A 12,044-nucleotide genomic window follows, 5' to 3' on the forward strand; every position below is an offset into this window, starting at 1 on the left:
TAAGAATGTGCATCGAGGCGCGGGAGAGACCGGCGCGGCCCGCGCTGGGTTCCAGATGAGGGGCTCCAGATTTTTAGTTAAAAATCTGGAGCGGTCTCCGCTCAGAGCGCCACGATCTGCTTGCCGGTATTGCCGCCTTTCAGCATCGAGATGAACGCCTCGGGCGCCGCCTCGAGCCCCTCGGCCACGTCCTCGATATAGGCGATCTCTCCGGCCGCGACCTTCGGGCCGACCTCTTTCAGGAACTCGGGATAGTGATGCCAATGGTCGAAGATGATGAGACCGTTGACCGACAGCCGCTTGGTCAGGATCGCCCGCCAGGCGCGCGGCAGGTGATCGGTGTCGCCGGGCGTGGCGCCGTACCAGGCGACCGCGCCGCACAGCGGGATGCGTCCATGCGTGTTCATCAGCGGCAGAACCGCCTCCAGCACGCGCCCGCCGACATTCTCCCAGTAGACGTCGATCCCGTCCGGGGCGGCGTCGGCGATGGCGGCGCGCAGGCTTCCCGCATCCTCATGCGCTCGGTGGTCGATCGCGGCGTCGAAGCCGAAGGTCTCGCGCGCGATCCGGCACTTCTCTTCGCCACCCGCGATGGCGATTGTCCTCAGCCCCTGCGCGCGCGCCAATTGCCCGACCATCGAGCCCACCGGACCGGTCGCGGCGGCCACCACCAGCGTCTCGCCGCGCTTTGGGCGTCCGTATTCGCGCAGGCCCTGCCACCCGGTGAAACCCGGCATCCCGAGGACACCCAACACCGAGGACGGCGGCGTGCCCTCGTCGAGAACCCGGACATCCTTGCCGCGCAGGACCGCGTGACTGGCCCAGCCGGTGATGCCGGTCGCCAGGGCGCCTTCGGGCACGTCTTCGGCCCGGGAGCGCAGAACGCGCCCGACGCCCTGGCCGGTCATGGTGCCGCCAATGGCAACCGGTTCGGCATAGCTTTTCGCGTCATCCATCCGGCCGCGCATGTAGGGATCGAGCGACAGATGGGTGACCTCGATCAGCACCTCGCCCTCGCCCGGCTCCGGCATCGGGCCGCTCTCGAGCGAGAAATCCTCGGGCACAGGGTCGCCGGAGGGGCGGCGGGCAAGGGCAATACGGCGATAGGTCGAAGACATGGGGTCAATCCTTGCTCGGAACTTGATTGATGGTTGCACCATAGGCGCTTGGCCCCACAGAGTAGGCTCAAGGTCGCACATCGCAAGCTTGGGAGGAGCCGATGCACGGCAAGATGATGATCCAGCCGCTCTCGATTATCGAGATTCTGCGTTATGCCGCGGGGGCGCATCCCGGGGGCGAGATCGTATCGGTCCGCACCGAGGGCGATATCCACCGCGAAACCTACGCCGCGGCCTATGCCCGCGTCGGCCAGCTTGCCCATGGGCTCGCGGGCCTCGGTGTCGGCTTCGGAGACCGCGTCGCGACGCTGGCCTGGAACGGCTATCGCCATTTCGAGCTCTATTACGCGATCTCGGGGATCGGCGCGGTGTGCCACACGATCAACCCCCGCCTGTCGGCCGAGCAAATGCTCTACATCATCACCCATGCCGAGGACCGGGTTCTGTTTCTCGACCTGACCTTCGTGCCGCTGGTCGAGGCGCTGGCCGAGAACCTGCCCGGCGATCTGAAGCTCGTCGTGATGACCGACCGCGCCCATATGCCCGAAAGCGCGCTCGATCTTCTCTGCTACGAAGAGCTGCTCGACGGCCAGCCCGACAGCTACGACTGGCCCGACCTGCCCGAAGAGACGGCCGCCGCGCTCTGCTACACCTCCGGCACGACCGGGAACCCCAAGGGCGCGCTCTTCTCGCATCGCTCGACGGTCCTGCACGCGATGACCGTTTCGATCGCGCTGTCGAAATCGCTCACCGAAGGCGGGCGCATCCTGCCGGTGGTGCCGCTCTTCCACGTCAATGCCTGGGGTCTGCCCTATGCCGCGCCCCTGACCGGGGCGTCGATGGTGATGCCGGGCGCGAAACTGGATGGCGCGTCGCTCTTCGACCTGATGGAGGCCGAGGGCGTGACCTCGGCCTGGGGGGTGCCCACGGTCTGGCTGGGCCTGCGTGCCGAGATCGACGCGCGGGGCCGCAATCCCGAAGGGTTCAAGCAGGTGGTCGTCGGCGGCTCGGCGGCACCGCGATCGATGATCGAGGGCTTCGAGAAAAGCGGCGTCGAGGTGTGCCACGCCTGGGGCATGACCGAGATGAGCCCCGTCGGCACCCAGGGTCTCTTGTCGCAGCCGATGAAGGAGCTGCCCTTCGAAGAGCAGATGCGCCTCAAGTCCAAGCAGGGACGGAGGCTGTTCGGTGTGGAGCTGAAGATCGTCGACGACAGCGGCGCGCGGTTGCCGCATGACGGAAAGGCCGTGGGCGAGCTTTACGTGCGCGGCAACACCGTGGTGTCCGGCTATTTCAACAACCCCGAAGCGACGGACGCGGCGCTCGATGCCGACGGCTGGTTCGGCACCGGCGACGTGGCCTCGATCGACCCTCTGGGCTTCGTGACGATCGAGGATCGTGCCAAGGACCTCATCAAGTCGGGCGGCGAGTGGATCAGCTCCATCGACCTCGAGAACGTGGTGATGGGGCATCCGAAGGTGGCGAATTGCGCCGTGATCTCGGTGCCGCATCCGAAATGGACGGAGCGTCCGCTCCTCGTCGTCGTCCCCAAGGGCGACACCCCGCCCGAGTTCGACGAGATCTGCGAGATGCTGCTCGAGAGCCATGCGAAATGGCAATTGCCGGACGCGATGGAGATCGTCGACGACCTGCCCCTGACGGCCACGGGCAAAGTGTCGAAACTCACCTTGCGCCAGCGCTTCGGCGACTACACCCTGCCGGACAACGCCTGACAGAACGGAGACTTGATGGATCTGGGAATGACAGAGCGGGTGCGCCCGCTGATCGACGCCGTGCGGCGCATGGTGAGCGACGAGATCGCGCCGCTCGACCGGGAATTTCACGCAGAGGTCGGACGCCACCCCTCGGGCGACCGCTTCCGCCACACCGACCGCCAGCTCGAGATCCTCGACGGGCTCAAGGCCAAGGCGCGCGAGCGCGGGCTCTGGAATTTCTGGCTCACGGATAGCGACCGCGGCTACGGGCTGACCACCGTGGAATATGCCTATCTGGCCGAGGAGATGGGCAAGGTGGCCATCGCCGCCGAGGTCTTCAACTGCAACGCCCCCGACACCGGCAACATGGAGGTTCTTGAGCGCTACGGCGACGACTGGATGAAGGAGCGCTGGCTTGCGCCCTTGCTCGATGGAGAGATCCGGTCGGCCTATGTGATGACTGAGCCGGGGCTCGCCTCGTCCGACGCCGCGCAACTGGCGTTCGAGGCGCGGAAGGACGGCGACGACTATGTCCTGAACGGCGAGAAATGGTGGATCTCCGGGGCCGGCGACCCGCGCTGCAAACTCTACATCCTGATGGCCTGCACCGATCCGGATGCGTCGAAACACGCGCGGCACACGATGTTCGTCATGGACGCGGACATGCCCGGCGTCGAGATCCTGCGCCCGATGCAGGTCTTCGGGCAGGACGACGCGCCCCACGGACACATGCATCTGCGTTTCACCGATGTCCGCATTCCCGCGCGGAACGTGGTTCTGGGCGAGGGCAGGGGCTTCGAGGTCGCGCAGGGGCGTCTCGGGCCGGGGCGTATCCACCACTGCATGCGCGCGATCGGTCAGGCCGAGAAGGCACTTGAAATGATGTGCCGTCGCGGTCTGGAGCGGGAAGCCTTCGGCAAGCCCCTGGCCGAGCTCGGAGCGAATTTCGACATCATCGCCAACGCGCGGATGGAGATCGAGATGGCGCGGCTCCTCTGTCTCAAGGCCGCATACGTCATGGATACCGAGGGTACACGCGCCGCCCAGCCTTGGATCTCGAAGATCAAGGTCGTGGCGCCTTTGATGGCCGGTCGGGTCATCGACGAGGCCATGCAGCTCCATGGCGCGGCGGGGATCAGCCAAGACACCGATCTTGCGCATATGTGGACCCATGTCCGCACCTTGCGCTTCGCCGACGGGCCGGACGCGGTGCACCGCCGACAGGTCGCCCGCGCCGAACTGAAGAAATACCGGGGCAACGGATGACACCTGATGAGTTGCAGGCGGTCGGGCGCTGGATGTCGGCGCATGTGCCGGGATATTCCGGCCCGCTCTCGGCGACGAAGTTCGCGACCGGTCAATCGAACCCGACCTACCGGCTGAACGCTGCATCGGGCGCCTATGTTCTCCGGCGCAAGCCGCCGGGCAAGCTTCTGAAAAGCGCCCATGCGGTTGATCGCGAGTTTCGCGTCCAGAAGGCGCTCTGGGACACGGATGTCCCGGTGCCGAAGGTGCTGGCGCTCTGCGAGGACGAGAGCGTGATCGGGTCGATGTTCTACATCATGGACCACGTCTCGGGCCGCAGCTTTCCCGACCCGACCATGCCGGACGCGGTGCCCGGAGAGCGCGCCGATATCCTCTCGGAGATGGCGCTTACCCTCGCCGCGATCCACGAGGTCGATCTCGAGGCGACGGGTCTCGCGGAGTACGGGCCGCCGGGCAATTACTACGCCCGCCAGCTCGACCGCTGGGCGCAGCAATGGGAGGCGTCCAAGACCGTCGATCTTCCCGACATGGAGCGGCTGATCGGATGGCTCCGCGCCAACCTGCCCGAGGATGACGGCCAGCGGACGCTGGTTCACGGCGATTACCGGATCGACAACCTGCTCTTCGCCTCCGAGGGCAGCCGCGTCACGGCGGTGCTCGACTGGGAACTGTCCACGATCGGCCATCCCTATGCCGATCTCGCGGCGGTGCTCATGCAATGGAAGCTGCCACCGGGCGAAGAGGGGCGGGGTCTGGCCGGGATCGACCGGTCCGAGCTTGGCCTGCCGAGCGACGAGGCCTTCGTCGCGACTTATTGCGAGGCGCGCGGCATCGGCCCGATCGACGGGCTGTCCTACTATGTCGCCTTCGCGTTCTTCCGGATGGGCGCCATTCTCGAGGGCGTGAAGCGCCGGGCACTCGACGGAAACGCCTCAAACCCCGAAAGCGGCCTCCGGCTCGGCGCCTGGGTGCCACGCTTTGCGGCGCTCGGGCTGCGGAGCGCGGAGGAGAGATGATGGACGACCGGTTTCGCGAGCCCGCGCATTCCTTCAGCAAGTATCTCGGCTTCGAGATGGTCGACTGGCACGAGGATTACGCGCGGTTCGAGCTTTTGATCCGCGACGTGCATTTCAATCGCCACGAGACGCTGCATGGCGGTGTCCATGCGACGCTCCTCGATACGGCAATGGGCTATGCGGGGTGCTGGACGGGCGATCCGGAGGTGCGCCAGATGGCGCTGACCCTGTCGATGACGGTCCAGTATCTCTCCCGCCCCAAGGGGCAGCGCCTGATCGCTGAAGGGTGGAAGACGGGCGGCGGGCGCTCGGCCTATTTCGCCCGCGCCGAGGTCAAGGACGATACCGGCGAGATGATCGCCACCGCGACCGGCGTCTTCCGCTACCGAAAGCTCACGTGACCTCTTCCAGCCGGTCGGTCGCGGGCGGCGGCGCGGGGTAGAGCTCCGAGAGCTTCGCATAGAGCGCGTCGTCCAGACGGTAGTCGATTGCCGCCAGCGACGGCGCGAGCTGCTCGGCCGAACGCGCCGACAGGATCGGGGCGGGCCGCGAGGGATGCCGCGCGACCCAGGCCGCCGCCAGCGTCGCGGGGTGCGTGCCGGCCTCGGCGGCCAGAGACGACAGGGCCTTCGCGGCCTCGTGCATGCCCTGGATGGCGTAGCGCTTGCGGTACATGTCCGACTCGGTCAGCCGCCCGGTGCCGCCCTCCATGTATTTCCCCGTCAGAAGCCCGCCCGCGAGCGGCGAATAGGGGACCGGCAGGATGTCCTGATCCTGGCACATCGGCAGAAGCTCGACCTCGGCCTGGCGCTTGACGAGATTGTACATCGGCTGCAGCGCGGCGACCCGCGTCCCGGCATCCCGCGCGAGATGCTGCATCTGCATGACCTGCCAGGAGGCGTAGTTCGAGAGCGCAAGGTGCCGGGCACGTCCCTCGGTCTTGACCTCGGCCAAGGCGGCGACGGTCTCGGCCATCGGCGTCTCGGGGTCGTGAATATGGATGTAGAGCAGATCGACCGCGGGCATCTTCAACCGCGCGAGGCTCTCGTCGAGCTGCTTGCGGATGGTGTCGCGTCCCGCGCCACCGGTCATGCCGACCTTGGTGGCGATGAAGAGCTCGTCGCGATCCGCGCCCACGAGATCGCCGAGGATCTCTTCCGAGCGGCCCTCGGTATAGACCCAGGCGGTGTCGAAATGGCGGATACCGGCCTCGCGGCAGGCCTCGTACATGGCCCGGCTCGCCGCGACATCCGCCTTGTCGCCGAACTGCATGGTGCCAAACGCCCAGCGGGGCACCGCGGCGCCGCTGCGGGTGGTGAACTCGGTCATCCGCTGTCCTCCCTGTCCCTGCTCTGACAAAATCTCATCCGACCGCCGCCGGACGCGGCGCGGTCAATACGGATTCTTCGGATCGCGATCCTCGGAGAGCGTCTGATAGCCGCGCTTCATCAGAAGCTCGATGGCATCGGCGAGATGCACCTCGGCGATATTGTAATCGCCCCGGGCGACGCGGATGCGATGCGCCTCGATCATCACGTCGGCATGGCGGAACCCCTCGGGCGGCTCGAACCGGTAGCACGCGAGCTCGATCAGGAAGCCGAGCGGGTCCTTGAAGTAGATCGAATCCATGAAGCCGCGATCCTTGGGCCCCGAATGCGGAATGCCGCGCTCGTCGAGCCGCGTGACCGCCTGCGACCAGACCGCCTTGGAGACGTTGAATGCGATGTGATGCACGCAGCCCGGATCGGTGGGAGTGCGGTCATGCACCGGCTTGCGCTTCTCGTTCGAGAAGATCGTGATCAGCCGCCCGTCGCCGGGATCGAAATAGAGATGCCCCTCGTCGGGATTGTCGAGGTTCGGCTGATCGAAGATGAACGGCATCCCGAGCACGCCTTCCCAGAAGTCGATCGAGGTCTGGCGATCCGCCCCTGTCAGCGTGATGTGATGCACACCCTGTGTCGGAAGTTTCTGCATGACCGTCTCCTCTCCTTCCACTGTGCTGGAAAGAGTAGCGCAGGTCCGCGGAAGATCATCCAATGTTTTGGACTGGATGGGAAAACGGCTATCCTGGCGGCATGCGATCCCGTCTTACGTCTCTCCTGTCCTGGATCACCGCCGCCTGTCTCACGACGCAGGCCGCGGCGTCGGAGCTTTGCACCGAGGACGCGATGGTGGTGTTCGACGGCTCCGGGTCGATGGCGGAGATGGGCTTCAACCGGTTGGGCGAGCCGCGCATCTTCGAGGCGCGGCAGGCGATGCGCGATGCGCTGCCCGGGATCGCGGCGAACCGGCGGCTGGGCCTGGTGGTCTACGGCCCCGGCAACGCGGGGCCCTGCGACAGCGTCGATCTGCGCTTCCGCCCGGTCTGGAACGCGGCGGGCCCGATCATCGGCGCGGTCGAGGCGCTCTGGCCCGCGGGCGCGACACCCCTGACCGATGCGGTGGCCGCCGCAGCCGAGGCGCTCGACTACCGCACCCAGCCCGGCGCGGTGGTGCTGATCACCGACGGGCGCGAGACCTGCGGGGGCGCGCCCTGCGTGCTCGCCGACGCGCTGGCCCGGGACGGCGCCGACCTGACCGTGCATGTGATCGGCTTCAAGGTCCTGTCCGAGCATTTCGACTGGACCCAGCCGCGCGCCGATACCCGGGCCGTCTCGACGGCGCGCTGCCTCGCGGATCGAACGGGGGGGCACTATGTCGATGCCCAGACGGCGCAGGATCTGGTCGCGGCGCTCAGGATGACGCTCGGATGCCAGATCATCGGGCGGGTCGATCCGGTGCCCTTGCCCAAGAATTAAGCGCCCCCTGCGGCCTCCGCGCCGCGATCCCCACCCAAATTGCCGCAGTGCAGCATTTCGCTGACGGTGTTTTGACGGGCAGATGGCACGCTGATCCGTGGGAGGACCACCATGGAGGCAATGCCATGCTGAGATCCGCACTGACGTCACTGACCATCGCCGCGCTTCTTGCGTCACCCGCCTCGGCCGGGTGCTACGAAGACGCCATGCTTGTCCTCGATGCCTCGGGGTCGATGGCGGCGGCGGACATTCCGATCACCGGGCCGACGCGGCTCGATCACGCCAAATCCGCGCTTGCGAAAGTCCTGCCGGACCTGCCCGAGGCCCGCCGGATGGGGCTCATGACCTACGGGGCGGGGCAGGAGACGAGCTGCGACACGGTGCGCCTCCGCGTCGCGCCGATGCCGCAATCCCAAGGCTCGATCCTGGCCGAGATCGGACGGCTGTCGCCCTCGGGCGGGACGCCGCTGGCCGACGCGGTCCGCAGTGCCGCCGAGGTTCTGGAGCACCGGGTGAACCCGGTGACGCTGGTCGTCCTGACCGATGGCGAGGACACTTGCGGCGGCGCGGTCTGTCACCTGGCCGAGACCCTTCGGGCCGAGGGGCGGGACACGATCGTGCATGTGATCGGCTTCCGCATCCTCGAATCGCGCCACGGCGTCCCGCAGGCGTCGATCTCGCCGGGATGCCTCGCGGCGGAAACCGGCGGATACGACCTGCGCGTCGACACCGCCGAGGAGCTGACCGAAGCGCTGAGCCGCACGCTGAGCTGCCCGTTGATCGCGTCGCTGGAGTGACCGGGGCGCGAGAGGTGAGGCGTGGTGCCGATCGGGCAGCGTCTGCATGTGAATCGCGGCGCCCGTTTCGGCGGTCCTGAAAGGAAAAGGCCCCGCACGCGATGCGGGGCCTTCCGTGTCTGCCGAGGCAGACAGGATCAGTTGGGGATCTCGCCCGACAGACCCTCGACATAGAAGTCCATGCCCAGAAGGTCGCCATCCGAGGCGGTCTCGCCCTCGGCAAGCCAAACCGAGCCGTCCTGCTTGTTGATCGGTCCGGTGAACGGGTGATATTCGCCCGCCGCGATCTGGTCCTTGAGCGCCAGCGCCTCGGCCTTCACCTCCTCGGGCACGGTGTCCGAGATCTCGCCGATGCCGACCATGCCCGGGCCGATGCCGTCCCAGGTGTCGGTGCTTTCCCAGGTGCCGTCGATCACCGCCTGAACGCGGTCGATATAGTAGGGCGCCCAGTTGTCGATGATCGACGAGACCCGCGGCTTCGGGGCGTATTCGGCCATGTCCGAGGCCTGGCCGAAGGTGATCACGTTGCCCGCTTCCTGAGCCGCGGCCTGGGGCGCGGTGGAATCGGTGTGCTGCAGGATCACGTCGGCGCCGTTCTCGATCAGGGCGCGGGCGGCGTCCGCCTCTTTCGCCGGATCGAACCACGTATAGGCCCAGACGACCGAGAACTCGACATCCGGGTTCACCTTCTTGGCGTGGAGATAGGCCGAGTTGATGCCGCGGATGACCTCGGGGATCGGGAAGGACGCGATGTAGCCGATCTTGTTGGTCTCGGTCATCTTGCCCGCGATGTGGCCCTGGATCGCGCGACCCTCGTAGAAGCGCGCGGAATAGGTCGAGACGTTGGGCGTCTCGCGCTTGAAGCCGGTGGCGTGCTCGAACTTCACGTCGGGAAATTTCGCGGCGACGGCATTGGTCGGATCCATGTAGCCGAAGGACGTCGTGAAGATGATGTCCGCGCCCGACAGCGCCATCTGCGTGATCGCGCGCTCGGCGTCGGCGCCCTCGGGGACGCTTTCCTGGAAGACGGTCTCGACCTGGTCGCCGAGCGCCTCCTCGACCGCCTTGCGGCCCTGGTCGTGCTCGTAGGTCCAGCCGCCGTCGCCGACGGGTCCGACATAGATGAAGCCGGCCTTGACCTTGTCCTGGGCAAAGGCTGTCCCGGCGAGGCCGAGCGCCATCGCGGCGCTGGTCAAAAGAGTGCGTCTGAGCATGTAAGTCTCCCTGATACTCGTGTTCTGGACGGAGGTTCACCCGGGTTTTCCGGGAATGGCAAGGGGATCAACCGCTGGCGTGGAACGGCCGTCCAAGCGAGGCGGGGGCCGCGTGGTGGCCACGGGCCGAGATGATGACGAGGACGATGATGGTCATAAGATAGGGCGAGGCCGAGAGCAGCGCGACCGGAACCGGCACGCCTGCCGCTTGCAGGTTGAGCTGCAGGACCGTGACGCCGCCGAAGAGATAGGCGCCGAGCGCGACGCGGCCCGCGCGCCAGGAGGCGAAGACGACGATGGCAAGCGCGATCCATCCCGCGCCCGCGGTCATGCCCTCGGTCCATTGCGGCACCCGGACGAGGCTAAGATAGGCCCCTCCAAGACCGGCGCAGGCCCCGCCGAAGAAGATCGCCATGAGCCGGATGCGGACGACCTTGTAGCCGAGCGCGTGCGCGGCCTCGTGGTTCTCGCCCACCGCGCGCAGGATGAGCCCGGGCCGGGTGTATTTCAGAAACGCCCAGACCGCGGCGGTCAGCGCCAGCGACAGGTAGACCATGATATCGTGCGAAAAGAGCATGCGCCCCAGGACCGGCAGGTCCGAAAGCGGCCCGAGATCGAGCTTGGGCAGCGTCGGGCTTTTCATCCCCTCGTAGGGTTTGCCGATCAGCGCCGAAAGCCCGAGCCCCACGAGCGTCAGCCCGAGGCCGGTCGCGACCTGGTTCGACAGCAGGAGTTGCGTGAGCACGCCAAAGCTCAGCGACAGCACCGCCGAGGCTAGCGCCGCGGCCAGGAAGCCCAAGCCCGGCGAGCCGGTATTGACGGCGACCGCGAAGCCCACGACCGCGCCGGTGATCATCATGCCCTCGACGCCCAGGTTCAGGACGCCCGCGCGCTCGACCACCATCTCGCCGATGGCGGCGAAGAGGATCGGCGTCGCGGAGACCATGATGGAGGCGACGAGAAGGATCGGAGAGATCGAGGACAGGTCCATCAGGCAGTGGCCCCCCGGCTCAGTCGGATGCGGAAATTGATCAGGACGTCGGTGGCCAGGAGGAAGAACAGAAGCATCCCCTGGAAGAGCTGGATCGACGCACCCGGCACGCCCAGCATCAGCTGCGCAAGCTCGCCGCCGATATAGGTCAGCGCCATCAGGAGCCCGGCAAGCAGGATGCCCACTGGGTGGAGACGGCCGAGGAACGCGACGATGATCGCGGTGAAGCCGTAGCCTGAGTTGAAATCGATGGAGATCTGGCCGGCGGGACCAGAGACCTCGAAGAGCCCGGCGAGACCCGCGAGCGCGCCCGCCGTGCCGAGACAGAAGATCACGATGGCCGAGGGGCGCACCCCGGCGAAGCGCGCCGCACGCGGTGCCTCTCCGGTCAGCCGGATGTTGAAGCCCTGGATGTGCCGGGTGAGAAGAACATAGGCGAAGATCACCGCGATGAAGGCGGCGACGACCCCCCAATGCATGCCGGTGCCCGCGATCAGCTCCCGGTTCGCGGCGGCCTCCCATTGCTGGAAATTGCGGCTGCCCGGGAAGCCCATGCCTTCGGGATTGCGCAGGAGGCCCGACGAGACCGAGGCGAGGATCGCCTCGGCGACGTAGACGAGCATGAGCGAGACGAGGATCTCGTTGGTTCCGAAGCGCGTTTTCAGAAGCGCCGGGATCATTGCCCAGGCCCAGCCCCCGAGGGCGCCTGCTGCGACCATGAGCGGGAAGATCAGGACGCTGTCCGAAGGATAGAGCGCCAGCCCGGCTCCGGCGCCGCAGATCGCGCCGATGATGTACTGGCCCTCGGCGCCGATATTCCAGATGCCTGCGCGGAAGCCGAGCGAGAGGCCGATGGCGATCAGGATCAGCGGTCCGGCCTTCACCAGGAGCTGCGGCCGGGAGTAGTCGGCGAATTGCGGGTGGAAGAGCGGATCCCAGAAGATCGTGCGGATGGCCTCGAGCGGCGGCGTGCCGAGAAGCGCGAACATCAGCCCGCCGGTCAGCATGGTCAGAAGGACGGCGACGAGCGGCGTGGCAAGTGTCCAGCCGCGCGAGGGCTGCAGGCGTTTTTCGAGCCGGATCATGAGCTTGTGCTCCGGCAGACGATTTCCGAACCGGAAATCGCGCG

General features: G+C 66.9%; 12 protein-coding genes. 6 read left to right on the forward strand and 6 right to left on the reverse strand.

Going from position 1 to position 12,044, the window contains the following annotated elements; translation table 11 throughout:
• Window positions 1-101: 101 nt before the first annotated feature.
• Window positions 102-1,118 (reverse strand): NADP-dependent oxidoreductase, encoded by a 1,017-nt coding sequence (locus ACFQ4E_RS00665; RefSeq protein ID WP_386800986.1) that lies wholly within the window; start codon window positions 1,116-1,118, stop codon window positions 102-104.
• Window positions 1,119-1,219: 101 nt separating this feature from the next.
• Here ACFQ4E_RS00665 and ACFQ4E_RS00670 point away from each other — a divergent pair, with 101 nt between their 5' ends.
• The 4 genes from ACFQ4E_RS00670 to ACFQ4E_RS00685 are packed head-to-tail and all read left to right on the forward strand — an operon-like array spanning window position 1,220 to window position 5,516.
• Window positions 1,220-2,851 (forward strand): long-chain fatty acid--CoA ligase, encoded by a 1,632-nt coding sequence (locus ACFQ4E_RS00670; RefSeq protein ID WP_386800987.1) that lies wholly within the window; start codon window positions 1,220-1,222, stop codon window positions 2,849-2,851.
• 15 nt (window positions 2,852-2,866) lie between these two features.
• A complete protein-coding gene (locus ACFQ4E_RS00675) occupies window positions 2,867-4,099 on the forward strand; it encodes an acyl-CoA dehydrogenase family protein (protein WP_386800988.1) in 1,233 nt (410 codons plus the stop codon).
• Window positions 4,096-5,115: a phosphotransferase family protein gene (locus ACFQ4E_RS00680; protein ID WP_386800989.1), complete on the forward strand. Its 1,020-nt coding sequence runs from the start codon at window positions 4,096-4,098 to the stop codon at window positions 5,113-5,115. Before ACFQ4E_RS00675 ends, ACFQ4E_RS00680 begins: the two co-directional genes overlap by 4 nt.
• On the forward strand, window positions 5,115-5,516 hold the full coding sequence (locus ACFQ4E_RS00685; protein ID WP_386800990.1) for a PaaI family thioesterase: 402 nt from the start codon (window positions 5,115-5,117) through the stop codon (window positions 5,514-5,516). Before ACFQ4E_RS00680 ends, ACFQ4E_RS00685 begins: the two co-directional genes overlap by 1 nt.
• Here ACFQ4E_RS00685 and ACFQ4E_RS00690 read toward each other — a convergent pair.
• A complete protein-coding gene (locus ACFQ4E_RS00690; protein WP_386800991.1) occupies window positions 5,509-6,444 on the reverse strand; it encodes an aldo/keto reductase in 936 nt (311 codons plus the stop codon). The two genes, ACFQ4E_RS00685 and ACFQ4E_RS00690, sit on opposite strands and share 8 nt — an antisense overlap.
• 63 nt (window positions 6,445-6,507) lie before the next feature.
• Window positions 6,508-7,089, reverse strand: a complete 582-nt coding sequence (locus tag ACFQ4E_RS00695; RefSeq protein WP_386800992.1) for a VOC family protein — start codon at window positions 7,087-7,089, stop codon at window positions 6,508-6,510.
• Window positions 7,090-7,190: 101 nt separating this feature from the next.
• Between ACFQ4E_RS00695 and ACFQ4E_RS00700 the strand changes: the two genes are divergently transcribed.
• Window positions 7,191-7,913 carry a vWA domain-containing protein gene (locus ACFQ4E_RS00700; RefSeq protein ID WP_386800993.1) on the forward strand — a complete coding sequence of 241 codons (723 nt, stop codon included), beginning with the start codon at window positions 7,191-7,193 and terminating at the stop codon, window positions 7,911-7,913.
• A 125-nt stretch (window positions 7,914-8,038) separates the two neighbouring features.
• Window positions 8,039-8,710 (forward strand): vWA domain-containing protein, encoded by a 672-nt coding sequence (locus ACFQ4E_RS00705; protein ID WP_386800994.1) that lies wholly within the window; start codon window positions 8,039-8,041, stop codon window positions 8,708-8,710.
• Between the two features lie 137 nt (window positions 8,711-8,847).
• Here the strand turns inward: ACFQ4E_RS00705 and ACFQ4E_RS00710 are convergent, their stop codons facing one another.
• The 3 genes from ACFQ4E_RS00710 to ACFQ4E_RS00720 form a co-directional block, all read right to left on the reverse strand.
• Window positions 8,848-9,924 carry a BMP family ABC transporter substrate-binding protein gene (locus tag ACFQ4E_RS00710; protein WP_386800995.1) on the reverse strand — a complete coding sequence of 359 codons (1,077 nt, stop codon included), beginning with the start codon at window positions 9,922-9,924 and terminating at the stop codon, window positions 8,848-8,850.
• Between the two features lie 67 nt (window positions 9,925-9,991).
• A complete protein-coding gene (locus tag ACFQ4E_RS00715; RefSeq protein WP_386800996.1) occupies window positions 9,992-10,915 on the reverse strand; it encodes an ABC transporter permease in 924 nt (307 codons plus the stop codon).
• Window positions 10,915-12,000 (reverse strand): ABC transporter permease, encoded by a 1,086-nt coding sequence (locus ACFQ4E_RS00720; protein WP_386800997.1) that lies wholly within the window; start codon window positions 11,998-12,000, stop codon window positions 10,915-10,917. The genes ACFQ4E_RS00715 and ACFQ4E_RS00720 overlap by 1 nt, the downstream gene beginning before the upstream one ends.
• Between the last annotated feature and the right edge of the window lie 44 nt (window positions 12,001-12,044).

Origin of the sequence: Litorisediminicola beolgyonensis, from assembly GCF_042679605.1 — a bacterium.
Classification (GTDB): domain Bacteria; phylum Pseudomonadota; class Alphaproteobacteria; order Rhodobacterales; family Rhodobacteraceae; genus Litorisediminicola; species Litorisediminicola beolgyonensis.

Excerpts from the sequence above, each read along its gene's own strand:
- ACFQ4E_RS00700 (WP_386800993.1), top strand. The coding sequence starts at position 7,191 with ATGCGATCCCGTCTTACGTCTCTCCTGTCCTGGATCACCGCCGCCTGT.
- ACFQ4E_RS00715 (WP_386800996.1), bottom strand. The coding sequence starts at position 10,915 with ATGGACCTGTCCTCGATCTCTCCGATCCTTCTCGTCGCCTCCATCATG.
- ACFQ4E_RS00685 (WP_386800990.1), top strand. The coding sequence starts at position 5,115 with ATGGACGACCGGTTTCGCGAGCCCGCGCATTCCTTCAGCAAGTATCTC.
- ACFQ4E_RS00670 (WP_386800987.1), top strand. The coding sequence starts at position 1,220 with ATGCACGGCAAGATGATGATCCAGCCGCTCTCGATTATCGAGATTCTG.
- ACFQ4E_RS00675 (WP_386800988.1), top strand. The coding sequence starts at position 2,867 with ATGGATCTGGGAATGACAGAGCGGGTGCGCCCGCTGATCGACGCCGTG.
- ACFQ4E_RS00665 (WP_386800986.1), bottom strand. The coding sequence starts at position 1,118 with ATGTCTTCGACCTATCGCCGTATTGCCCTTGCCCGCCGCCCCTCCGGC.
- ACFQ4E_RS00680 (WP_386800989.1), top strand. The coding sequence starts at position 4,096 with ATGACACCTGATGAGTTGCAGGCGGTCGGGCGCTGGATGTCGGCGCAT.
- ACFQ4E_RS00710 (WP_386800995.1), bottom strand. The coding sequence starts at position 9,924 with ATGCTCAGACGCACTCTTTTGACCAGCGCCGCGATGGCGCTCGGCCTC.
- ACFQ4E_RS00705 (WP_386800994.1), top strand. The coding sequence starts at position 8,039 with ATGCTGAGATCCGCACTGACGTCACTGACCATCGCCGCGCTTCTTGCG.
- ACFQ4E_RS00695 (WP_386800992.1), bottom strand. The coding sequence starts at position 7,089 with ATGCAGAAACTTCCGACACAGGGTGTGCATCACATCACGCTGACAGGG.
- ACFQ4E_RS00690 (WP_386800991.1), bottom strand. The coding sequence starts at position 6,444 with ATGACCGAGTTCACCACCCGCAGCGGCGCCGCGGTGCCCCGCTGGGCG.
- ACFQ4E_RS00720 (WP_386800997.1), bottom strand. The coding sequence starts at position 12,000 with ATGATCCGGCTCGAAAAACGCCTGCAGCCCTCGCGCGGCTGGACACTT.